Genomic DNA, 22073 nt, shown 5'->3' with positions numbered 1-22073 from the left:
TGAGTGGCAGGAGAATCCCTGCCACTTTTTAATGACTAAACACTGCCTTTGTATATAGCCAGTGTTTTACTTGTTGGCGAGAAACTTTGATCCCGCCAGCTTTCAGCTCAGGAGCTAAATAATAAAACGCTGTAGGATATTGATAGGAGGCGAGTTTATCTTTCAACCAATCTGCCAGTTTATTTAAATCCGTTGTTTCATTAATTTCAATGACTGCGACTGGCCGTTGACCAAATTGTTCATCATCAACAGGAATAATAAAACTTTGGCTGACATCAGGGTGAGAGTTTATGACGGATTCGATATCTTCTGGTTGAATATTTTCACCGCCACTGATAAATAAATTGTCTAATCGACCGAGTATCTGGTACTCACCTTCAGTAAAAGCGCCTTTATCATTGGTTTTAAACCAGCCGTCAATACAGTTTAACGGTTTGACCTCACCATCAAACCAATACCCTATTGCTTGGCTATCTGCCTTGATTTGGATTTCATCATTAATAATACGTACTTGCTTACCTTTTAATGGTAAGCCGACACCTTTTTTACCATTTGCACGTTTAGCACAAACAGTGGATGCCATTTCAGTCATCCCATAACCACTCCAGCAAGCAATTCCGCGGCTTTCTGCTAAATCTGTGAGTGTCGTAGGTATCATAGCCCCCCCCAACAAAACTTCTTTTAACACAAGCTGACTGGCAGTTTCTTCGTTTAACAAACGCCATAATTGTGTTGGAACTAGGGATGCGTGCGTAACATCCTGCAAGGCTTCGGCCAATGGTGAGGTTTTCAACGCTAAACTGCCCCCTTGGAGTAGCCAGCGCCAAATAATACCTTGTCCTGAAACATGAAATAGCGGCAAAGAAAGCAACCAACAATCCGCTTGTTGATAACTCATCACACTGACAACCCCTTTTGCACTACATAAGTGGGCAAATACACTGTGAACGACGGCTTTTGGTAAGCCGGTTGAGCCGGAAGTTAATATGAGTGTTGCGGGTTGTTCTAATGCGGTCAAAAAATCAACTGTCTGAAAAGCATTATCATCAATAAAATGATAATACTGCTGATAATCTAAGTTTCGATACTCAGCTAAGACACCTGATTCACCAGTAAAATCAATAGCAGCACTCACATCAAGGTGTGGCAATAGTTCCCCTAATAACCTTTCTGGTAGACGCGGGTTAAGAGGCAACACCCTTGCACCACAAGCAATAAGAGCTAACTGGCTTAGCAACAATTCGATAGAGTTTTTACCTCGTAAGACAACACATTGCCCTTGATTGACCCCTTGCATTGAAAAGTAATTGGCAAGGTCGGTGACCTGTTGGCTTAAGGCTTTCCAAGTAATACGCTCAGAATCCGTCAATAATGCGATTGAGTCGGGGTAAAGATTGGCCCAATGTTGCCAAGGCCAGTCATTAAAATGGATTAACTCTGCCATACGACCGTTAATTCATCGAGTTGCTGAACAGCTATTTCGCACTGGGGCCAAGGACGGATCAATTGCGATTGGATCAATGAAACGGTGTCCAAACCAGGAATAGTGTTTGGTGTTAACCACTGTGCAACACGCGCTAATTGTGTTAAACCAAAACTGCTTTCAATGGATGAGCTAATCACAGCTTGTAAGCCTAAACGATGCGCATCCTCAACTAAAGAGCGGCAATAATTAAGGCTACCCGTCAATGTTGGTTTAATCACAATTGCCGCAACCCCTTCCTGCGCTTCGACTTTAAAACCGTCTTCACGCACGCTTTCATCCCAAGCAATGTTAATCCCCGTATCCATTGCAAATTTCAACGATTCTTCACGGGTTTTACAGGGCTCTTCCAAGAATGCAATACGGCTTCGATAGTCAGGATTAACATACTTCGCAAAACCGTCAGCTTTCGCACGAGTCCAGCTCCGATTAGCATCTAAACGCAATTTAAGCTCGGGTACTGCCTCTAATAATAGGTTAACGACCATCCCATCACGTACCGCTTCATATAACCCAACCTTGACCTTAGCCACCTTTTCACCATCCATCGCATCAAGGCTTAGAATTAAATCATCGGGGTCACCACTGCATAAAGGAGCTTTGCGATAATCCGCTGACTCAGGCAATTCACCAGTCAATTCTGCAAGTGCACAACTGCAACCAAATGCAACAGAAGGCAATAGACTTTCAGAAATTTTGCCGTGTTTTATCCATTCATTCAATCGAACAATAGTTTCGGCGGTTGCTTGTTCTAATGTTTCTGAACTGAACTCTGGTAGAGGGGAAATCTCCCCCCAACCTTCGTTATCGCCCTCTTTTAAGCAGACTAATAACCCATCACGAGTTTTTAAACGCTGATAACGAAGGATGACGCCTGCCTCCATTGGCAGGCTGAACGAATAGAGTGTGGCTTTACGCATTATGGATTACGCTTATATTTAGAAAAGTCTGGCGCGCGTTTTTCGTTAAAAGCATTGCGCCCTTCCTGACCTTCATCTGTCATATAAAATAGCATTGTTGCATTACCCGCCAGTTCTTGCAGGCCAGCTTGACCATCACAATCTGCATTCAAGGCAGCTTTCAAACAACGTAATGCCATCGGGCTATTTTCTAGCATTTCACGACACCAGCGTACCGTTTCTTTTTCTAAATCGGCATAAGGAACTACAGTATTGACTAGCCCCATCTCCAATGCTTCCTGCGCATTGTATTGGCGGCATAGGAACCAAATTTCACGTGCTTTTTTCTGCCCAACAATACGTGCCATATACGATGCGCCCCAGCCACCGTCAAATGAACCAACTTTAGGGCCCGTTTGACCAAATATGGCGTTATCAGCCGCAATAGTTAAGTCACACATCATATGTAAAACATGACCGCCGCCGATAGAGAAACCGGCGACCATCGCCACAACTGGTTTTGGGCAGGTACGTATTTGGCGTTGGAAATCTAAGACATTTAAATGGTGTGTGCCACTTTCATCGCGATACCCACCGTAGTCACCACGAATTTTTTGGTCGCCCCCTGCACAGAAAGCTTTTTCACCCTCACCAGTTAAAATAATAGTGCCTATTTGGTCATCATAACGTGCATCAGATAATGCCTGGATCATCTCTTTCACAGTTTGTGGGCGGAAAGCATTACGCACTTCAGGGCGGTTAATCGTAATTTTTGCAATCCCTTCAGGAGATTTATGATATCGAATATCTTCAAACCCTGTAGAACAATCTTGCCATTCAATTGGCGCGTATAATTTTTCTTCGCTTGGATAAATCATTATCAGATTCCTTTAACCACATTGTGATAAAAAATGGTGAAGTGCAGCCGCATAACCTATTGGGTTTTCCCGATGAGCATTATGCCCTGCATTTTCAATCAGCGTTAACGGCAAAGCGTATTGTTGCGAAACGCTTCGAAACTTTTGATCTCTATCGCCACAGAAATAGCGATAAGGGCAATCCAGTTGGTGCAATTTGTCAGCCAAAAAAGGTTGCTTTGCTAATGATGTATTTTCTAACATATCAGCAATTCCTTGTGGGCTATTTTGTTGGCGTAATAAAACTAACTGTTGGCGTTGCAGTAGTGATAAGTCAGCAAACACGTTTTGTTGATACCAGCTATCCAAAACTTGTTTCATCGGTTCGCAGCGAAAACGCTGTGCCCATGCAGCATCATTTGCTCTGCGCTCTACCCGTTCTTGCTCACTACTCAAACCAACATTCCCCCCTTCTATCACTAAGCCTAATAACCCCTTTGGCTGATGATAACAGGCAAAATGCATTGCAAGGCGGGCACCTAATGAATAACCAACTAGGTAATATTCATGGATTTGATAATACTGTAATACAGCACTAAGTTGTTGGTCAAAATGCAAAAAACCATGATTAGTTTCCGATTTCGACGCGCCATGACCCGGCAAATTGACCGCTAATGATGGGTAGTTATTGAATTGCTCAATCACTGGAAGCCAATCATTTGCGCTGCCCAGTAGCCCATGTAACCACACTAACCAAGGGCCTGAAGCATTCGTGTGATAACGTTGAGCTGACAGCATTATAACTCCGAGATATCGCTGACTAATTGTTTTAAAGTACGAGCACCCTCATCGCTATCAACCACCAGTTCCACAAGTAATGTACCGTGCTGATTGTGCCAAAATTGCTGGATAGTCTCTTTCAACGAATGCCAATCCGTTGAGGCGCAGTACTGTAAACCAAACATTTTTGCGGCAGGTTCAAAACTCACGTTTTGCGGCATACAATAATAGTGTGTTCTTGCCTCTTCCGGTGTGGGCAACATAGAAAAAATTTGCCCACCATTATTGTTCACAATAATCAGAACAGTTGGTGCTGAAGGTGAACGTAATAATGCTAAGCTATTTAAATCATATAATGCAGAAAGGTCCCCAACAATCCCGAGCGTTGGCCTTGCCGTTGCTCGCTGCACTCCCGCCATTGTTGAAATCAGCCCATCAATGCCACTTGCGCCACGATTACTATACACAGGGTAGTTCATCGGTAATTGAGCTAGAGCATCGACTAAGCGTACGATTAAGCTATTGCCAACAAATAACTGCCCGCGAGATGGCAATAATTCGGGCAACTGATGCGCTATGGCGGCCTCTGAAAATTGCTCGCTTAACTGTTGATGCACGTAGTGTTGTGCTTTCTGCGCTAAGGTAACAAGCTCCTCACACCATAAGCTGCGTGGTTGTGCGGGGTGGTTTTCTAACCAACCTTTAATTGAGCATGTTAATTTGCGACCAGTATGATTTGCAGGGTCTAAGCGCTGTGGAATTGTATCGATTACCCAGTATTCTTGTGGTTCACAACTCGCTTGCCACTGCAATAACCGTTTTCCTGTCAGGCTTGAGCCAAACTGCACGACTAATTCTGCTTGCTTTAAAATACGAATAGCATCGGGGTGTTGAAGCCATAAATCTGCGCAAGGGTAAGGTTGCCCTGTTTGTGATAATACATCACCTAATACTGGCCACCCCAATTGTTCAGCCCATTTAGTGACCTTTTCACCCTCATTTACATTCATTCTCCCAGCAATAACAACCCCTTTTTTCTGTCGCCAAAAATACCAATCAGCTACGAGCGCAACAGAATTAGTTAAGGGTTCACTTAGCCATGGATGATTTGAGTTCCACCAGTCACCCAATGTCTGCTGCCATTCATAATCGCCTTCACTTTCACCGTAAAGCGGCTCAGCAAATGGGCAATTAATATGAAAAGCGCCATGATGGAGTTGATTCATACCGTTATCCAGCGCTGACACCAGCCATTTGGCTGAAATATCGCGCGTTGGGCGCGGTAACATTAATGACTGAGCGGGATGTGAAGCAAAAATATGGGCTTGGCGAATAGCTTGGTTAGCACCACAATCAATTAATTCTGGAGGCCTATCTGCGGTCAGGAAGATAACTTTCTCCCCCGTTAAGCCCGCTTCAATTAATGAAGGATAAAGGTTAGCAACAGCAGTGCCTGAGGTGACAATAACACCAACGGGTTCATTGCTCGCTTTCGCTAAACCTAGGGCCAAATGCCCTAAACCACGCTCATCAAAATGCGTATGGCAGTGTAATTTTGCATTATTAATTGCCGCAAGAGTCAAAGGCGTAGAGCGTGAGCCTGGCGCAATACAAATATGTTTCATACCGTGACGAGCAAGCGCTTCAATAATCACTTCAGCCCAACGGATATTAAAAGCAGAATTAGACATAATATGCTCAGCAAATTATTAATTATCAATCAGTTTAAACTGACTAAGAAAAATTTCTTGATCTCAGGACAATTTTTGATGAACTAATTGAAAATAAAAAGAAAATAACCACTTTTATTTTATGGTTTTTCGTTATTTCCAAATAAAGATTTTAACCCAGCCGCTTTATTCTCTATTTCTATCCATTCTTGCTCAGGGTCTGAACCACTCACAATACCGGCTCCTGAATACAGAGAAACATGCTCACCTTCAATTTGTGCGCAACGTAAAGACACCGCAAACTCACTTTTATTGAGACTAATAAACCCACCTGTTCCCGCATACCAACCACGTGAAAAAGGTTCATTTTTAGCCAAAAATTGCCGCGCAACATTTCTGGGTAGCCCACAAACAGCAGCGGTTGGCTGTAAACGTTGTAAACAGTCACTATCAGAAGGCATGACGAGAGTTGCAACTATCGAACGGTAAAGATGCTGAATTTTTCTTAAACGAATGACTTTCGCACTAGAAACGTCGACCCCTGTCACTGCACCTTGTAACTGCTGGCAAATATCATCAACTACAACGAGGTTTTCATGTTGATTTTTTTTGTCTTCCATTAGCCATTTTGCATATTCAGCAGCAATGACATCATCAGGGTCATTTGCCACCGTTCCCGCTAAGGCTTCAGAATTAAGCTGCTCACCTTGACGTAGGTATAAACGTTCAGGCGTAGAAGAAATAAACCCTGAATGCTGATTAAAAGCCATCATAAAGTGGTAGCAATGATGATTAACCTGCTGGCTTTTTGATAAAAGTTCAGCGACTGCAATCGGTTCAGACAGGGTTAATTTAGTCTCTCGTGCCATCACCACTTTTTCCATTTTCCCTGCTTTCATATCCTCAATTGCACAATTCAATAAACGGCACCATTCATCACGCATAGGAATATGTTCCTGCGCAATAATATCTGCTGTAAGAGCTAATGTCGTTTTAGCCGTTAACGTTAATTGTTGTACAAAACTGAGTGCATTCAGTCGGTCTTCTTCCCCATCTATATTGACGCTTATATGAACGGTTGAACGAAATCGATGGATCTCAAGACGAGGCAAAAAACAAAACGTGGCCTGTTGCTTTAAGGTTTCGGGAATACCTTCCCCGACTGCATTCCAACCATTTAGCCCCCACAAACGCATATCCGGGTTTTCAGGGTGTTGCGATAAAAAAGCTTGTGCATCATCAATCGAATGAAATGATTTCACCATTCCAATCGCGCTGCACTCCTGTGCGCCAGTTCTTTGATACCAATAGAACTGCGGATAACAGTTTTGCTCAGATAACCATGGAAGCCCTGGAAAAGTAAGTTGCCCATCCAGTTGCCAAGTAAGACGAGTATGCTCTTTCGTTTTGAGTGTCAATGTAGACAAATGATCCAAAATTTCCGTTATCACTTTATCAATTTTTTTATATGTCACTTTCGATCCCTACAGCTACATCACACAGATTCACTTTGAATTATTATATAGCGCAATGTAATTTTTTAATACATTGATGACCCACAGTAAGCACCATGTCACCAAATAGCCACCAGCGATCACACAGACAGTATAAAAGGGTTGAATTTAAGACATTCATGTTGTTACTTGTTGACCGCTAAATCTCTCAGTTTATGAGTATAGTTTATTATATATATTAGGTGATTACATATTAATTTAATCTATTGATAATAGTCATTTTATCTTTTGCTGACTATGGTTAAACCATTGGCACTTTCCCCCTTTGTCTATTTCATTTTGAAACATCTTGTACCCCAAAATTTACCTTCAGGATTAAATTAACAATTCCATCAGGTATTCCCCTTTGAATGAATATTGCCTTGTATTAGGCAACAACCCTCTCTTTCCCATTTAATGGGAGTTTGTTTAACAGAATATTATTGTTTATAGCTATAAATTATTTTTTGTCTCTGATTTTCATTTTTTATTATCAACCTTTTTTCCAGTTTCTTGTAGGTTAATGGTTATAAAATCTTCATCACTTGACCATCATAAACCGGTATTACAATCATAATTATAGTTATTAATACTAAATTCAACTTTCTCCTTTAACTTAATTAAATTGGAATTAATAATGAATACACATGAAAATTACGACCGAATTATCGAAAAAGAAAATATAGGTAATGCAACATTAGCATTATTAACAAATCAAGATTCACTTTCCACTCGGTCTGCAGGCATTTTTACTTTAGAAGATTTACTCAACATCCATCAGCATGTACAATTTGCCCTTTCTTTACCATTGAAAAAACCTGATATTTTAAAATGGTTTGGCATTACCGATTCAACCGTATTACCTATTAACTCTAATGATATAGCCACGGCAATTATAAATATTCGCGACCATGCTAATTCATGGGATAATGTTGAACAACATGTTAAAGAACAATCTGTTAATCTTTCACTCACTAGCCGAAATATCATTCAGACTGGTAATGAGGTTATTGAGTATATTAATCACATGCCAATTTTACAAAGAGTGTCTGATAATTTGGATGACCTAGCAGAAAATAAACTTGATGAAATCATTTATCAAAGCGATGACCAACAAATTGCGACTGAGCTTGTAAGCATTTTAAATTTAATTAAAAGTGATATAAAAAACCAGTCAATTAAAACGATAAAAATAAAAAATATCGTATCTGATTTTAGGGCATATATTACAGGGGGGTACCTTTCTAATTTCGAGCATGTTGAATCATTACTGTTCAATATTAAAGGTCTCTATCAGCAACTTGACCCAAGTAATAATGAAAGCTCAGAACCTTTCTTAAAAGAAATGATTGAAATTAAAAAAAATGAGGTTCAGCAACTTGATCAGGAATATAACCATTTTGTGAAACTCTGTTTTACAGGGCTTGCTGGTGGGGTGATAGGTCTTATTATTACAAGCAGCATTTTTGGTTCAAAAGCAGAAGTCATAAGAATAAAAAGGAATAACATCCTAAAAGAAATAGAAGAAATCAACACTAAAATTAACCAAGAAAAACTCATCCAAAAAACGATGTTTGATATGCAAATTAACCTACATAAAATTGAAGGGTTTATCAAGGATGCGAGGCTAGCCATCGACCACTTAGACTATATGTGGTTGGTTATTTTAACTGAAGTTACTCAATCAATTGAAGTTTTTCAAAGAATTAATAACGCAGACAAACTAATCAGGTTTATCTCCCAATTTAAACGTGTTATCAGCTCTTGGAATAAAATACAAGAATACTCAGTTCATTTAATTACATTATTTGATGAATTACAAATAAATGACAACACTTCTAAATAAAAGGTACGAATATGCATGATAACAACGAAATCCCTGTATTGCCCTCCATTGATGTATACCAATTAAGATGTATATCAAATAGCATCATTGATTTTAATAAGAATATTAAAAATTATGACTATGTTATTTATGATAAAATAAATAAAATCGCCATTAAAACAGAAAGTCTTAATCAACTTATTAGAAATTCAATCCCAATTATAAAAATAAAATTAGATTATATAATATTTAATGATTTAAATGAAAACAATAATGACAACCATCACCTTGATAACATTGAGAATTTAAAGAATAAGATATTAACAGTTGGTTTTATAGAAGACCTCATTGAACTAAAATTAGAATTAGAAAAATTCATTTATAAAATACGATTCACCACCGATTCATTGCAAACATTTAATATTGATAAGCCAAATAAGAATAAACTTCAAGAATATAATAACCAAAAAGGGTTGTTAAGCTCCGCCAAAAAAAATATTCAAATGAAAATTAATGAGGTTAATCAACAACACTCTATTATTAAAGCCGCTGAAGATATTATTTTAAAAACAAAAATTACCGATTTCTTTGAAAAATACTTTTTAAATCAAGAATCGATAGATTCTATTGACATACCGAATAACAAAAAACAGATTTTAAAGATGGCTCTACGCTATATTAAAAACCTCTTAGCTGTGGTTGATGACGGTTTAGAATTTCTGCAACTTGTTGATGTTAGGCTCTATTTAAGTGACCTAATAATCGAATTGAAAGGGGAAATGAATGCGATTGATACGAATATTTTCAGGGTGTCTAAGCTCATCAGTCTATCAGAAGAAATCTCCACTATCGTTCTAAATGTACAGTCAGTCATTACTCAAGCTAACCTGCTGAGGAACTATTTAGAGTCTTGGTGCGACTTTATTAATGAACATGTATCTGAACAAACGCTGAATGTGCCGCATATTCATGTCGCAAGTAAGATATTTATGACCTATTTAAATGAGGTGGAATATCAATACCAATTGCAACTTCCAGATTAAAAAAAACCGGTTACTGTTGAGGTAACCGGTTTTCATCAACATGATGTGTTTAACCGTCAGTTAATCACAGCAAGAGCTGTTGATGTGATATCGATAAGTGGTTGTGGCCAAACCCCAAATGCAATAACTGCAATGGCACAAATAACGGCAACCACAGTACCCAATGTCGCTTTTTCAGGGCCTGTATAACGTTCTGCGTGTTCTGCATCACGGCTATATAGGCTTGCCATAAAGCGTAGGTAGTAATACAAACCTATTGCACTACCCACCACCACAGCTCCAGTTAACCACCATAATTCAGCTTTCACTGCGGATGCAATCACATAAAATTTACCAATAAACCCTAATGTGATTGGAATACCTGCCAGTGATAGCATCATAATAGTCATGACCGTTGCTAACACAGGTTTGTGCCAGAATAGGCCACGGAACGCACTGAAGTCATCTTGGTCATCACCACGGTAAGGGCTGGAAACGATACTGATTACCCCAAAGGCCCCCAAACTTGCAAATAGATAACCTACAAGGTAAATAGCGATGGTTGTTTGGGCGTATTCCGGTACGGTACGTAAAGCAACAAGAGCTACCAACAAATACCCCATATGAGAGATAGATGAGTAACCTAGTAAGCGTTTTGCACTTTTTTGGCTAATTGCCAACAAGTTACCAAATAAAATAGAGGCAATGGCAATGACAGAGATAACAATCGATAAAGTGTCGCTATTGGTCACTGGCGCTTCCATAAAAATACGCACTAGCACGGCAAAGATAGCAATCTTACTGCCTGTTGCCAAAAATGCCGATACTGGCGCAGGAGCACCTTGGTAAACATCTGGTGTCCATAACTGGAATGGGAATAACGATAATTTAAAACCGAAGCCCACAATCAGCATCCCAAAACCAATCATAATTAATGGCGCATGGATTTGGCTGTCAGATAAGCTTTGACCGACCGCGGCAAAGCTTAAACTGCCTGACTCTGCATACAGTAATGCAATACCAAATAACAGGAATGAAGACGCTGCTGCGGATAACAGCATGTATTTAATCCCTGCTTCTAAGGTGCGTCGACGTTCGAAGGTATAAGCAACTAAGCCAAACAATGGTAATGAAATCAGTTCAATACCGATAAACATTGACGCCATATGGTTTGACATAGATAACAGCACACCACCCGCCACAGCAATAGCGACTAAAAGGTGAAACTCATCTCTATTGTCACCAAAGCCTTCTAGCCAATGGTAAGCAAAGATACTAGTACCGATACCTGCAACTAAGACTAATGCACTGTAGAATAGTGCAAAGTTATCAACACGGATAAGCGAAGTCACATCCATCAGGTAGCCATCAGCCACCCAAATCAGTGAAAGCAACGCAATAATAAAACCAGATACTGTCAGCGCGGCGCTGGTCAGGTGATCGCGTCGCCACGCAATGGACAGCATCACAACCACTGCCGTCAACCCGACGATCATCAGTGGTAATATTGCGATCAGTTCTTGAGGAGTTATTGTCATGGCGAATTACAGCCCTAATGTTGTAAGTGAAGCAGAATACAGGTTATGCAATGTTTCCATTGAACCAATTGAAGTATCTAAAATTGGTTGTGGATAGAAACCGATAATAACCAGTAAAGCAGCTAGAGCCAGCAGCACACCGAATTCACGCGCAGTTAACCCTTTCATTTCTTTTTCTGATTTTGGTGTGCCATAGTAAGTTTGTTGCATCATCCACAACGAGTAGATAGAAGCAAACACCACACCAAATACCATAATGCAGGTCACTAATGTGAATTGGCTGAAGCTACCGAACAGGATCATGAACTCACCAATGAAGTTACCTGTACCTGGCATGCCTAACGTTGCCGCGGCAAAGAACAGGGACATTCCTGGTAACCATTTAATGCGTTTCCACAACCCACCCATCATGCGCATATCACGCGTTTGTGTACGCTCATACAGTTGACCACTGATGATAATCAGCGCTGCACCTGACAGGCCGTTGGTGATCATTTGGATCACAGCACCTTGGTACGCTAACACTGAACTTGCATAAATCGCTACTGTCACAAACCCCATATGGGATAAGCTACTGTATGCCGCCAGACGTTTAATGTCGGTTTGTTTGAACGCTAACCATGCACCGTAGAAGATACTGATCACACCCAGTGTCATCGCAACTGGCGTGAACTGGATAGAAGCTTCTGGGAACAGTGGTAAAGTAAAACGTAACAAACCATAAGCCGCGGTTTTTAGCATAATACCAGAAATGTCCACCGAACCTGCGGTTGGGGATTGTTCTTGCGTATCCGCCATCCAACCGTGGAATGGCACTAATGGCATTTTAACGGCAAAAGCAATAAAGAAACCTAACATCAACATAAATGCGACGCTACTAGACATTTGTGTGCCTAACAGTTGGTCGTAATTGAATGTTAATGTGCCTGTTGAGTTGAAGTGTGCCAGTGCCAATCCAATGATGGACACTAACATAATCAAACCACTCGCCTGCGTATAAATAAAGAACTTGGTAGCTGCGTTGATATGTTTTCTACTCTCTGACCCTTTGTGCCCCCAATTGGCAATTAGGAAATACATCGGGATCAGCATCATCTCCCAGAAGAAGAAGAATAAGAACAAGTCAACCGCAGTGAAAATCCCCATCACCCCTGTGATAATCCACAGCAGGTTAAAGTGATATGCACCTTGGTTCTTTTGGTTTTCACTCCATGAGCTCAGAATCGAAAACGCGCCCATAATAGCCGTCAATACGACCATTAATAGTGACAAACCATCAATCGCTAAGTGAATGTTGATTCCCAGTGCTGGGATCCACGGCATAAAGAAAATAGACTGCCATTGTGGAACGCCTTGTGGATTAACCAGAGAATAGTTCCCTTGTAACCACAATTGCACGGAAAGAATAAGTGTTAATCCCATTGTCGCCAGCGCAATCCAGCGTGGAGCGCGGTGACTGAACCGGTCAGCCTGCCAACTTAGCAGGCCTCCGATAAAGGGAATAAGTATTAGCCAAGGTAATAGCATGGCGCAATGTGTCCCTTAATTAAACCAAAAGCAGCAGAGCAAGAATCAGCACTGCACCCAGCCCCAATGAGGCAACATACCAACGGATCTGGCCGTTTTGACTCACAGCAAGCCCTTTATTCGCTAAACTTGATAAGCGTGCAGGGATATTCATCAGTGAGTTAATCGGATCGCTCTCCAATAGCCATGCAATACCTTTAAAAGGTTTCACAAAGACTACGTCATACAGCCAGTCGAATCCCCATGCTTGGTACCACCATGCACTGAAAAAGCGGCCAACTGCTGTTTTCGCGATAGCATCAACAATGGAACGTCTGAATAGATAGAGGAATATAGCAATCAACAGACCCGCGATTGCAAACCCGCCAGAAATCGCTTCAAGTAAGACTTTACCGTCTTCACTTCCCACGGCTTCAGCAGGGAATACCCCTTCTAATGGTTGGTGAATTAATGCACCAACAAACGTTGCAAGGATAGCCAGAATGCCAAGTGGCAATGTATGAGTGATGCCTTTAACCTTGTGCGCTTTGATTTTTGCTTCACCGTGGAACACGATGAAAATCATACGGAAGGTATAAATTGCAGTCATTAATGCACCAAGGATACCTGCCCATAACAACACCGTTTGCCCATCAAGCTGCGCACCCCACAAAATTGCATCTTTACTGTAGAAACCTGCGGTAAACAATGGCAATGCAGCCAGTGCGCTTCCGCCGATTAACATCACAGCATAAATGAATGGGATTTGCTTACGTAGCCCACCCATTTTGAAGATGTTTTGTTCGTGGTGACATGCGAGGATCACCGAACCTGCTGAGAGGAACAATAGCGCTTTAAAGAAAGCGTGTGTCATCAGGTGGAAAATCGCCGCATCCCAAGCTTGTACTCCCAGAGCCAAGAACATATAACCGATCTGGCTCATGGTTGAGTAAGCAAGAACACGTTTGATATCCGTTTGTACCAATGCGGCAAAACCAGCTAGTACTAATGTGACCGCACCAACGACACCCACTAAATGTAAAACCTCAGGTGCTAACAGGAACAGAACATGTGTACGTGCAATTAAGTAAACACCCGCGGTCACCATGGTTGCGGCGTGGATCAATGCAGAAACAGGCGTTGGGCCTGCCATCGCATCAGCCAACCATGTTTGCAATGGTAACTGTGCTGATTTACCGACTGCACCACCTAATAACATTAAGGTAGCCCAGTTGATAGCGCTCGAACCTTCAGCAAATTTCTGAGGTGCTAATACTGCCATTTCGCTGAAATTCAGCGTGCCCAGTTCATTCCACAGAATAAACATACCGATGGCAAGGAACACATCACCAATACGGGTCACGAAGAAGGCTTTCATCGCAGCTTTACCGTTGTCTGGATTGGTATAGTAAAAACCAATCAGCAGATAACTGCACAGCCCTACCCCTTCCCAACCGAGATACATCAGCATCATGTTATCGGCGAGAACTAAAATCACCATACTCGCGATAAACAGGTTAGTGTAGGCAAAGAAACGTGAGTAACCCTCCTCGCCACGCATATACCAAGAGGCATACACATGAATAAGGAAGCCCACCCCCGTTACCACACCCAGCATGGTAAGAGACAGACCATCAAGGACTAAGGTAAATGGAATGTTGAAAGTACCAACCGACATCCAAGTCCAAAGTTGTTGTGAATATGGTTCATATCCACCATTTGATAAAACAGGTTGAGCTAAAAATTCATTGCCAACATAAAGTGCTACGAGCGCCGCTAAGCCGACCGACCCCGCACCTATAATGGCAGAAACGTTTTCTGACCAGCGTCCACGAGAGAAGGCAAGTAACACCGACCCAAGTAGAGGCAACAGAATAGTTAAATAGAGTAGGTTCATCCGCGCATCTCACTGACTTTATCAATATTCAGGTTCTGACGATGACGATGGAGTTGCAGTAACAACGCCAATCCAATACTCGCCTCCGCTGCAGCCAATGTAATCGCCAAAATATACATAATTTGGCCGTCTGGCTGCCCCCAAAAACTCCCTGCAACAACAAATGCCAGAGCAGTAGAGTTAATCATGATTTCCAGTCCGATCAGCATGAAAAGCAAATTGCGGCGAATAACGAGACAACTCAGTCCCATTACAAATAAAATCGCTGCTAAAATCAGACCATGTTGAAGAGGTATCATTTTTGCTCCTCCGCATTACGTACACTGACAAGGTCAGCGCCGTTTTCTTTACGGTCACGCCCAACGTGGAATGCGACAACTAAACCGGCCAGTAATAGCAATGAAGCCAACTCAACAGCTAGAACATAAGGCCCGAATAGGCTTATACCCACTTCTTTCGCCCCAATCACGGTACCTTTAATCCCATCTTCGTAAGACAAAGAGGTAATACCGTAAACTAAGATGGCCAGTAATACGGCAGACAACACCGCGGGACCAATCCAGTTTTTTGGTGTTAACCAAGCCCGCTCTTGTTCTTGCACTGAGCGACCTAAGTTAAGCATCATGACGACGAATACGAACAAGACCATGATGGCTCCTGCATAAACGATGATTTCCAAAGCCCCAGCAAAATACGCACCGAGAGAGAAAAACACCATCGACAGAGCCAGCAGAGAAACAACCAGATACAACAGTGCATGCACCGGGTTGGTATTAGTTATCACCCTCAAAGTTGCTAATATGGCAACTAGGCCGGCGATATAAAATGTAAATTCCATGAATATCGCTCCTTATGGCAACAGGTCTTTGACGTTAATCGGTTTCGCTTCGTTATCCGCTTCACCTTTGTCTTTACCTGCAATCGCCATACCCGATTTACGGTAAAAGTTATAATCAGGATATTTACCCGGACCTGAAATGAGTAGGTCATCTTTTTCGTAAACCAGATCCTGACGTCTCCAATCGGCCATTTCAAAGTCAGGTGTTAATTGGATTGCCGTAGTTGGGCAAGCCTCTTCACACAAGCCACAGAAAATGCAGCGCGAAAAGTTCACGCGGAAAAACTCGGGGTACCAACGGCCGTCTTCATGTTCAGCTTTTTGCAGTGAGATACAACCCACAGGGCAAGCCACCGCACATAAGTTACAGGCTACACAACGCTCTTCACCGTCAGGGTCGCGTGTTAATACGATACGCCCACGGTAACGGGGTGGTAGATAAACCGGCTCTTCTGGGTACATTTGCGTTTCGCGTTTATCGAACGCATGTAGGCCGACCATCCAAATACTACGTACTTGGGTGGCGAAACCGACCAATAACTCTTTTAATGTCATGGTTCAATCACCCCTTACTGAGCGTTGTATAAAATCACTGCTGCGGTACCCAGCAGATTAAGCAGTGTCAACGGCAGACAAATTTTCCAACCGAAAGACATCACTTGGTCATAACGTGGACGCGGCAAAGAAGCGCGGATCAAGATAAACATCATCATGAAGAACGCAGTTTTAATCGCAAACCACAAGAATGACGGCAAGAATGGTCCATGCCAGCCACCAAAGAACAGCGTCACAATCAGAGCAGAGACCGTTACGATACCGATATACTCACCAACGAAGAACAGACCGAACTTCATCCCTGAGTATTCAACGTGATAACCATCCGCAATCTCTTGCTCTGCTTCTGGTTGGTCAAACGGGTGACGGTGACATACCGCAACACCTGCAATCGCAAAAGTTACAAAGCCAAAGAACTGAGGAATGATGTTCCACATGCCTTCTTGGGAGTTAACAATATCAATCAGGTTGAATGAACCTGCTTGTGCAACCACGCCCATTAAAGAAAGGCCTAAGAACACTTCGTAACTCACGGTTTGTGCTGACGCACGCATCGCCCCCAATAAAGAGTATTTGTTGTTACTTGACCAACCAGCGAATAACACCGCATACACCGCTAGACCCGCCATCATCAGGAAGAATAAAATCCCAATATTCAGGTCTGCCACGTGCCAAGTTGGGCTAACAGGTACGATGGCGAATGCAAGGAATAATGAGCAAAATGCGATAACTGGCGCTAGCGTAAAGATTTTCTTATCCGCGAACTGTGGGATCCAGTCTTCTTTAAACAGCATTTTGAACATATCCGCGATTAACTGGCCCATCCCAAACGGACCAACACGGTTAGGGCCGTAACGGTTCTGGAACAGACCGAGAATACGGCGCTCTCCCAGACTCATGTAGGCTCCACAAGTCACAACAACCAATAAAATGACGACAGATTTAAGTATGGAAATAAGGACTTCCATTACTTCAGGAGAAATCCAATCCATCATGCTCCCCTCCGCAGATTATTGACTGACACGCCAGCCAGAACAGGTGCGATACCCGGCATCCCTAATGGTAAACCAATTTGACCAGTCGATAGGTGATTACTGAGGCGTACAGTTAAGTTAAATGCTTGACCTGCATGGCTAAATTCAGCTTTTGTTCCTGCTGTCAAACCAAGTGACTCTGCATCTTGCGCATTCAGCATGATATAAGGCTCAGGCATACGCTGTTGGATCACGTCTGAACGCTGTGACATTTCGTCACTGCCGAACAGATGGTAATACGGCGCCACCACCCACTGAGCTTCAGTCGCTTGGTAAGCTGCTGGAATATCAGTGAAGTAAGCCAATTTACTTTCTGTTGAATTGAACAAACGCACACCTGGGTCACCAAATAACAAATGGCCCCCCACTTCTGCTTGGAATTTATTCCACGCTTGTGGTGAGTTCCAACCCGGCGCCCAAGCAAATGGAATTTGCTGACGTGGTGCCGTTGGGCTGTTGTTCCCTTCCATTGAGAAAGCAAATGGAGAATCAATATCTTGCGGTTGACGAGGCTCATGAACAGATTGGTTAGCCAGCATCGCTGTTCGACCACTGTAACGATGAGGTTCACGTGCCAGTTTTTGACCACGGATACGGAAAGAGGCTTTTGGTGCAGAATCAACAATGCCTGCAAATTGTGGCAGTGTAGCAACACAATCAGCAATCACATGGTCAAGTTGCGACCAGTCTGCATCACGTTCCTGTGCTTCAGTTTGCAATGAATGCATCCAGCGCCAGCTTTCGTTCATCACGATAGCTTTGTCGTAATAAGTTGGGTCGAAGACTTGGAAGAAACGTTGTGCCCGACCTTCTTGGTTAATCAACGTACCGTCTGCTTCAGCAAAGCTTGCTGCTGGCAGAACTAATGTTGCTTTATCCATGATGTCGGTTTGCTGATGGTCAGCAACAATCAAATGCTTCAGCTTCGCTAATGCGCTATTAACCGCATCTACATTGCTATGACGGTACAGGTCGTTTTCGATAACGATAGCCACATCTGCTTCGTTCGCTTCAATGCGAGCTAATGCGCTGTCTAATGGCTGTGCGTCCATCATTGCTAAACCAAAACTGTTTGCATGAGAGGCTAAGTAAGATAAGCCTACCTGCGCACCTTTCGCTTTTAGTGCAAATGCCACGTTAGCCGCGGCTTGGATCATCGCCTCACTAGCACTATGGCTACCACTGATAATCAGTGGTTTTTTCGCGCTTGAAAGCGCTTGTGCGATGGTTTCAACTTTCGCTTTGAGGTCTGCAGGTAAGTCATTCACTGCTGGTGCATCGCCATTAATCATGTTGGCAATAGCAAAACCAAAACGTGCTTGGTCAGCCACAGGAGCACGGTAATTAAATGCGGCGACATCATCTAAGCGGGTATCATCCACATTGGTGATAAACAGTGGGTATTTCGCATGTTGACCAATGTTCATGATTGCCGCGATTTGCCAGTCAGCGACTTTTTGTGCTGCCGCCATTTCACGTGCTTTACCTTTCACCGCTTGACGTACAGATAACGCCATACGCGCACCTGTCTGAGTTAAATCTTCACCCAGTACCAGCACCGCATCGTAACCCTCCACTTCACGCAGTGTTGGCGTATAGATACCGCCATTTTGCAGGATATTTTGCATCAGCGCTAAACGGCGTTGCTCACTCGAAGAAACACCTGAATAGAAGTTTTCTGCACCGACAAGTGCTCGTAACGCATAGTTACTTTCGATGCTTGCACGTGGTGAACCAATACCAATCACTTTCTTCGCTTGATTGATAATTTGCGCACCGCTTTGCATTGCCTCAATAGCCGATATAACCTGTTTTACGCCATTTTTATTTAACACAGCTTGACGTGGACGGTCTTTACGGTTGACATAGCCATAACCAAAACGACCGCGGTCACATAGGAAATAGTGGTTTACTGAACCATTATAACGGTTCTCAATGCGGCGGATTTCACCATAGCGCTCACCAGGGCTAGTATTACAACCGATACTGCACTGTTGGCAGATACCCGGGGCAAATTGCATGTCCCATTTACGGTTATAGCGCTCAGAGTGCGTTTTATCGGTAAAGACCCCTGTCGGACAGACTTCAACTAGGTTACCTGAGAATTCACTTTCTAGCGTACCGTCTTCTGTACGACCGAAATACACATAGTTATGTGCCCCATAAACCCCCAAGTCCGTGCCATCTGCGTAATCTTTGTAATAACGCACACAGCGGTAACAAGCGATACAGCGGTTCATTTCATGACTAATGAACGGCCCTAAGTCTTGGTTGATGTGTGTACGTTTCGTAAAACGATATTTACGCATATTATGACCGGTCATCACCGTCATATCTTGTAGGTGGCAATTACCGCCTTCCTCACAGACTGGGCAGTCGTGAGGGTGGTTGGTCATCAGCCATTCCACAACACTTTCACGGAATTGTTTGGCTTCTTCATCATCAATTGAGATGTAGGTACCTTCCGTTGCCGGTGTCATACAAGACATTACTAGGCGACCGCGAGTATCATCCGCGTTCTGATATTGCTTAACCGCACACTGGCGGCAAGCGCCAACGCTTCCCAGCGCCGGATGCCAGCAAAAATAAGGAATATCTAGCCCGAGAGAAAGACAGGCTTGTAACAGGTTTTCAGACCCGTTTACGTCATATTCTTTGCCGTCTACATATATTGTAGCCATAGTCAGCATGCTTCCCAAAGGCCCGCATAAAGCAGGCGTTAATCAAAAATACGTTCTTCGTGAAAAATCTCTTTAGCGGTTGCTCAATCGCTAAATAATTACCAACGCTGCTTGAGCAGGTTTGGTTGGATACCCGCAATCTGCACGATGTTACGCAGATCTTTTTGCGAGATACCCGCTTCAAATTCATCACGGAAATATTTGATGGCACTTTGCAGCGGTTCGACTGCTCCCGGTGCGTGAGCACAGAATGTTTTACCCGGACCTAAGAAACGGCAAAGTTGCTCTAATGTTTCGATGTCACCCGGTTGGCCTTCGCCTTTTTCCAGTGCTTGTAAAATTTTCACGCTCCACGGCAATCCATCACGACATGGCGTACACCAACCACAGGATTCACGTGCAAAGAAGGTTTCTAAGTTACGAACTAACGAAACCATGTTGATTTCATGATCAACCGCCATTGCTAATGCAGTACCAAGACGGCTACCGGCTTTGGCAATATTTTCAAAATCCATTGGTAAGTCGAGGTGGTCATTGGTCAGGAAGTCTGTCCCTGCCCCACCCGGCTGCCATGCTTTAAGTTTTAAACCATCACGCATACCACCTGCGTAATCTTCTAATACTTCACGTGCCGTTGTACCAAATGGTAATTCCCATAGACCCGGATTTTTCACACGCCCAGAGAAGCCCATTAATTTAGTGCCCGCGTCTTTACTCTTACCTGCGCTTAAATCGATGTACCACTGGTCACCATGCTCTAAAATAGCCGGCACGTTACAGATAGTTTCAACGTTATTTACGCAAGTTGGTTTACCCCAAGCACCTGATGTTGCAGGGAATGGTGGTTTAGAACGCGGGTTAGCACGACGACCTTCTAAAGAGTTAATCAGTGCAGTTTCTTCACCGCAGATATAACGCCCAGCACCGGTGTGCACAAATAGCTCGAAATCAAACCCCGAACCGAGGATATTTTTTCCTAACAGGCCCGCAGCTTTCGCTTCTTCGATGGCACGGCGCAAGTGTTGAGCTGCCTCAACATACTCACCACGTAGGAAGATATAACCACGATAAGCTTTTAGTGCATATGCTCCCGTGATCATCCCTTCAACTAACAAATGAGGCAGTTGCTCCATCAATAAGCGGTCTTTGTAGGTGCCCGGTTCCATTTCATCCGCATTACATAAGAAATAACGCAGTTTCATGTTTTCGTCTTTTGGCATCAGGCTCCATTTCAGGCCTGTTGAGAACCCCGCACCACCACGCCCTTTCAGGCCAGCGTCTTTGACAAGGTTAACAACTTCATCCGGTGCCATGCCTTTGAGCGCACGCTCAAGACCTTTGTATCCGTTTTTACTACGGTACTCATCTAACCAAACAGGCTGATTGTCATCACGCAAACGCCATGTTAGGGGATGAGTTTCAGCAGTACGGATCACTGGATTAACAGAATTTGTCATGGATACTGCTCCAGTAATTTTTGAATATTTTCAGGCTGCACATAACTGTGAGTATCTTCATCGATCATCATCGTCGGACCCTTATCACAGTTACCCAAGCAACAGGTTGGCAGCAATGTAAAGCGACCATCGGCTGTTGTTTGGCCAGGGCGAATATTCAGCTGTTTAATGATTTCAGCTTCTAAACCCTGATAACCAGTAATATGGCAAACAACACTGTCGCAATAGCGAATAATGTGGCGTCCAACAGGTTGACGGAAGATTTGGCTATAGAATGTTGCCACACCTTCAACATCACTAGCGGGGATACCTAAGACGTCAGCGATAGCATAGATCGCACCGTCCTCAACCCAGCCACGGTTTTTTTGCACAATTTTCAGTGCCTCGATAGATGCTGCTCGCGCATCTTCATAGTGATGTTTCTCACCTTCTATTTCTGCACGCTCTTCGTCAGTTAAAACAAAGCCATGATGAGCTTGAGGTTCGAATACATTCACCACATCGAGTTGATTGTGTTTATCATGTTCATTATGCATGG

Annotated in this window: 18 protein-coding genes; 2 read left to right on the top strand and 16 right to left on the bottom strand. The window is 43.0% G+C overall.

The window, feature by feature from the left end:
* Window positions 1–28: 28 nt before the first annotated feature.
* The 6 genes from menE to M1F14_RS11730 form a co-directional block, all read right to left on the bottom strand.
* Window positions 29–1444, bottom strand: a complete 1416-nt coding sequence (menE, locus tag M1F14_RS11755; protein ID WP_181468594.1) for an o-succinylbenzoate--CoA ligase — start codon at window positions 1442–1444, stop codon at window positions 29–31.
* The gene (menC, locus tag M1F14_RS11750; RefSeq protein WP_042844424.1) at window positions 1432–2403 is read right to left on the bottom strand and encodes an o-succinylbenzoate synthase; all 972 of its coding nucleotides are present in this window, start codon (window positions 2401–2403) and stop codon (window positions 1432–1434) included. Before menC ends, menE begins: the two co-directional genes overlap by 13 nt.
* Complete coding sequence (gene menB / locus M1F14_RS11745; protein WP_042844425.1) at window positions 2403–3260, bottom strand: 1,4-dihydroxy-2-naphthoyl-CoA synthase; 858 nt, start codon at window positions 3258–3260, stop codon at window positions 2403–2405. Before menB ends, menC begins: the two co-directional genes overlap by 1 nt.
* A gap of 12 nt (window positions 3261–3272) precedes the next feature.
* Window positions 3273–4037: a 2-succinyl-6-hydroxy-2,4-cyclohexadiene-1-carboxylate synthase gene (menH, locus tag M1F14_RS11740; RefSeq protein WP_042844427.1), complete on the bottom strand. Its 765-nt coding sequence runs from the start codon at window positions 4035–4037 to the stop codon at window positions 3273–3275.
* The gene (gene menD / locus M1F14_RS11735) at window positions 4037–5710 is read right to left on the bottom strand and encodes a 2-succinyl-5-enolpyruvyl-6-hydroxy-3-cyclohexene-1-carboxylic-acid synthase (protein WP_181468595.1); all 1674 of its coding nucleotides are present in this window, start codon (window positions 5708–5710) and stop codon (window positions 4037–4039) included. Before menD ends, menH begins: the two co-directional genes overlap by 1 nt.
* Before the next feature lie 119 nt (window positions 5711–5829).
* The gene (locus M1F14_RS11730) at window positions 5830–7164 is read right to left on the bottom strand and encodes an isochorismate synthase (protein WP_071548184.1); all 1335 of its coding nucleotides are present in this window, start codon (window positions 7162–7164) and stop codon (window positions 5830–5832) included.
* A gap of 655 nt (window positions 7165–7819) precedes the next feature.
* Between M1F14_RS11730 and M1F14_RS11725 the strand changes: the two genes are divergently transcribed.
* Both M1F14_RS11725 and M1F14_RS11720 read left to right on the top strand, forming a co-directional pair.
* Window positions 7820–9028 carry an alpha-xenorhabdolysin family binary toxin subunit A gene (locus M1F14_RS11725; RefSeq protein WP_042844430.1) on the top strand — a complete coding sequence of 403 codons (1209 nt, stop codon included), beginning with the start codon at window positions 7820–7822 and terminating at the stop codon, window positions 9026–9028.
* A gap of 11 nt (window positions 9029–9039) precedes the next feature.
* On the top strand, window positions 9040–10050 hold the full coding sequence (locus M1F14_RS11720) for an alpha-xenorhabdolysin family binary toxin subunit B (RefSeq protein WP_181468596.1): 1011 nt from the start codon (window positions 9040–9042) through the stop codon (window positions 10048–10050).
* Between the two features lie 56 nt (window positions 10051–10106).
* On the opposite strand, the gene nuoN is transcribed toward M1F14_RS11720, so the two are convergent.
* The 10 genes from nuoN to nuoE all read right to left on the bottom strand — a co-directional run bounded on the left by nuoN (window position 10107) and on the right by nuoE (window position 22071).
* Entirely contained in the window at window positions 10107–11567 is a 1461-nt protein-coding gene (gene nuoN / locus M1F14_RS11715; protein ID WP_042844432.1) for an NADH-quinone oxidoreductase subunit NuoN, read from the bottom strand.
* Between the two features lie 6 nt (window positions 11568–11573).
* The gene (gene nuoM / locus M1F14_RS11710) at window positions 11574–13094 is read right to left on the bottom strand and encodes an NADH-quinone oxidoreductase subunit M (protein ID WP_042844434.1); all 1521 of its coding nucleotides are present in this window, start codon (window positions 13092–13094) and stop codon (window positions 11574–11576) included.
* 19 nt (window positions 13095–13113) lie between these two features.
* A complete protein-coding gene (gene nuoL, locus M1F14_RS11705; RefSeq protein ID WP_042844435.1) occupies window positions 13114–14970 on the bottom strand; it encodes an NADH-quinone oxidoreductase subunit L in 1857 nt (618 codons plus the stop codon).
* A complete protein-coding gene (gene nuoK / locus M1F14_RS11700; RefSeq protein ID WP_008910727.1) occupies window positions 14967–15269 on the bottom strand; it encodes an NADH-quinone oxidoreductase subunit NuoK in 303 nt (100 codons plus the stop codon). Before nuoK ends, nuoL begins: the two co-directional genes overlap by 4 nt.
* A complete protein-coding gene (nuoJ, locus tag M1F14_RS11695) occupies window positions 15266–15808 on the bottom strand; it encodes an NADH-quinone oxidoreductase subunit J (protein WP_048607509.1) in 543 nt (180 codons plus the stop codon). Before nuoJ ends, nuoK begins: the two co-directional genes overlap by 4 nt.
* Before the next feature lie 12 nt (window positions 15809–15820).
* Entirely contained in the window at window positions 15821–16363 is a 543-nt protein-coding gene (nuoI, locus tag M1F14_RS11690; protein ID WP_042844439.1) for an NADH-quinone oxidoreductase subunit NuoI, read from the bottom strand.
* A gap of 14 nt (window positions 16364–16377) precedes the next feature.
* Window positions 16378–17355 (bottom strand): NADH-quinone oxidoreductase subunit NuoH, encoded by a 978-nt coding sequence (gene nuoH / locus M1F14_RS11685; RefSeq protein ID WP_042844440.1) that lies wholly within the window; start codon window positions 17353–17355, stop codon window positions 16378–16380.
* Entirely contained in the window at window positions 17355–20078 is a 2724-nt protein-coding gene (gene nuoG, locus M1F14_RS11680; protein WP_173424803.1) for an NADH-quinone oxidoreductase subunit NuoG, read from the bottom strand. The genes nuoH and nuoG overlap by 1 nt, the downstream gene beginning before the upstream one ends.
* A gap of 98 nt (window positions 20079–20176) precedes the next feature.
* A complete protein-coding gene (gene nuoF / locus M1F14_RS11675) occupies window positions 20177–21535 on the bottom strand; it encodes an NADH-quinone oxidoreductase subunit NuoF (RefSeq protein WP_042844442.1) in 1359 nt (452 codons plus the stop codon).
* The gene (gene nuoE / locus M1F14_RS11670; protein WP_042844444.1) at window positions 21532–22071 is read right to left on the bottom strand and encodes an NADH-quinone oxidoreductase subunit NuoE; all 540 of its coding nucleotides are present in this window, start codon (window positions 22069–22071) and stop codon (window positions 21532–21534) included. The genes nuoF and nuoE overlap by 4 nt, the downstream gene beginning before the upstream one ends.
* Window positions 22072–22073: the final 2 nt, after the last annotated feature.

The organism is Providencia sp. PROV003, from assembly GCF_045040775.1.
Taxonomy (GTDB): Bacteria; Pseudomonadota; Gammaproteobacteria; order Enterobacterales; family Enterobacteriaceae; genus Providencia; species Providencia huashanensis.
Note: the sequence above shows the minus strand (reverse complement) of the source record. Positions and strands in the feature narration are given on the sequence as shown.

Excerpts from the sequence above, each read along its gene's own strand:
- nuoE (WP_042844444.1), bottom strand. The coding sequence starts at position 22,071 with ATGCATAATGAACATGATAAACACAATCAACTCGATGTGGTGAATGTA.
- nuoF (WP_042844442.1), bottom strand. The coding sequence starts at position 21,535 with ATGACAAATTCTGTTAATCCAGTGATCCGTACTGCTGAAACTCATCCC.
- M1F14_RS11720 (WP_181468596.1), top strand. The coding sequence starts at position 9,040 with ATGCATGATAACAACGAAATCCCTGTATTGCCCTCCATTGATGTATAC.
- nuoG (WP_173424803.1), bottom strand. The coding sequence starts at position 20,078 with ATGGCTACAATATATGTAGACGGCAAAGAATATGACGTAAACGGGTCT.
- M1F14_RS11725 (WP_042844430.1), top strand. The coding sequence starts at position 7,820 with ATGAATACACATGAAAATTACGACCGAATTATCGAAAAAGAAAATATA.
- menH (WP_042844427.1), bottom strand. The coding sequence starts at position 4,037 with ATGCTGTCAGCTCAACGTTATCACACGAATGCTTCAGGCCCTTGGTTA.
- nuoM (WP_042844434.1), bottom strand. The coding sequence starts at position 13,094 with ATGCTATTACCTTGGCTAATACTTATTCCCTTTATCGGAGGCCTGCTA.
- nuoL (WP_042844435.1), bottom strand. The coding sequence starts at position 14,970 with ATGAACCTACTCTATTTAACTATTCTGTTGCCTCTACTTGGGTCGGTG.
- menB (WP_042844425.1), bottom strand. The coding sequence starts at position 3,260 with ATGATTTATCCAAGCGAAGAAAAATTATACGCGCCAATTGAATGGCAA.
- nuoK (WP_008910727.1), bottom strand. The coding sequence starts at position 15,269 with ATGATACCTCTTCAACATGGTCTGATTTTAGCAGCGATTTTATTTGTA.
- nuoH (WP_042844440.1), bottom strand. The coding sequence starts at position 17,355 with ATGGATTGGATTTCTCCTGAAGTAATGGAAGTCCTTATTTCCATACTT.
- nuoI (WP_042844439.1), bottom strand. The coding sequence starts at position 16,363 with ATGACATTAAAAGAGTTATTGGTCGGTTTCGCCACCCAAGTACGTAGT.
- menE (WP_181468594.1), bottom strand. The coding sequence starts at position 1,444 with ATGGCAGAGTTAATCCATTTTAATGACTGGCCTTGGCAACATTGGGCC.
- menD (WP_181468595.1), bottom strand. The coding sequence starts at position 5,710 with ATGTCTAATTCTGCTTTTAATATCCGTTGGGCTGAAGTGATTATTGAA.
- nuoN (WP_042844432.1), bottom strand. The coding sequence starts at position 11,567 with ATGACAATAACTCCTCAAGAACTGATCGCAATATTACCACTGATGATC.
- menC (WP_042844424.1), bottom strand. The coding sequence starts at position 2,403 with ATGCGTAAAGCCACACTCTATTCGTTCAGCCTGCCAATGGAGGCAGGC.
- nuoJ (WP_048607509.1), bottom strand. The coding sequence starts at position 15,808 with ATGGAATTTACATTTTATATCGCCGGCCTAGTTGCCATATTAGCAACT.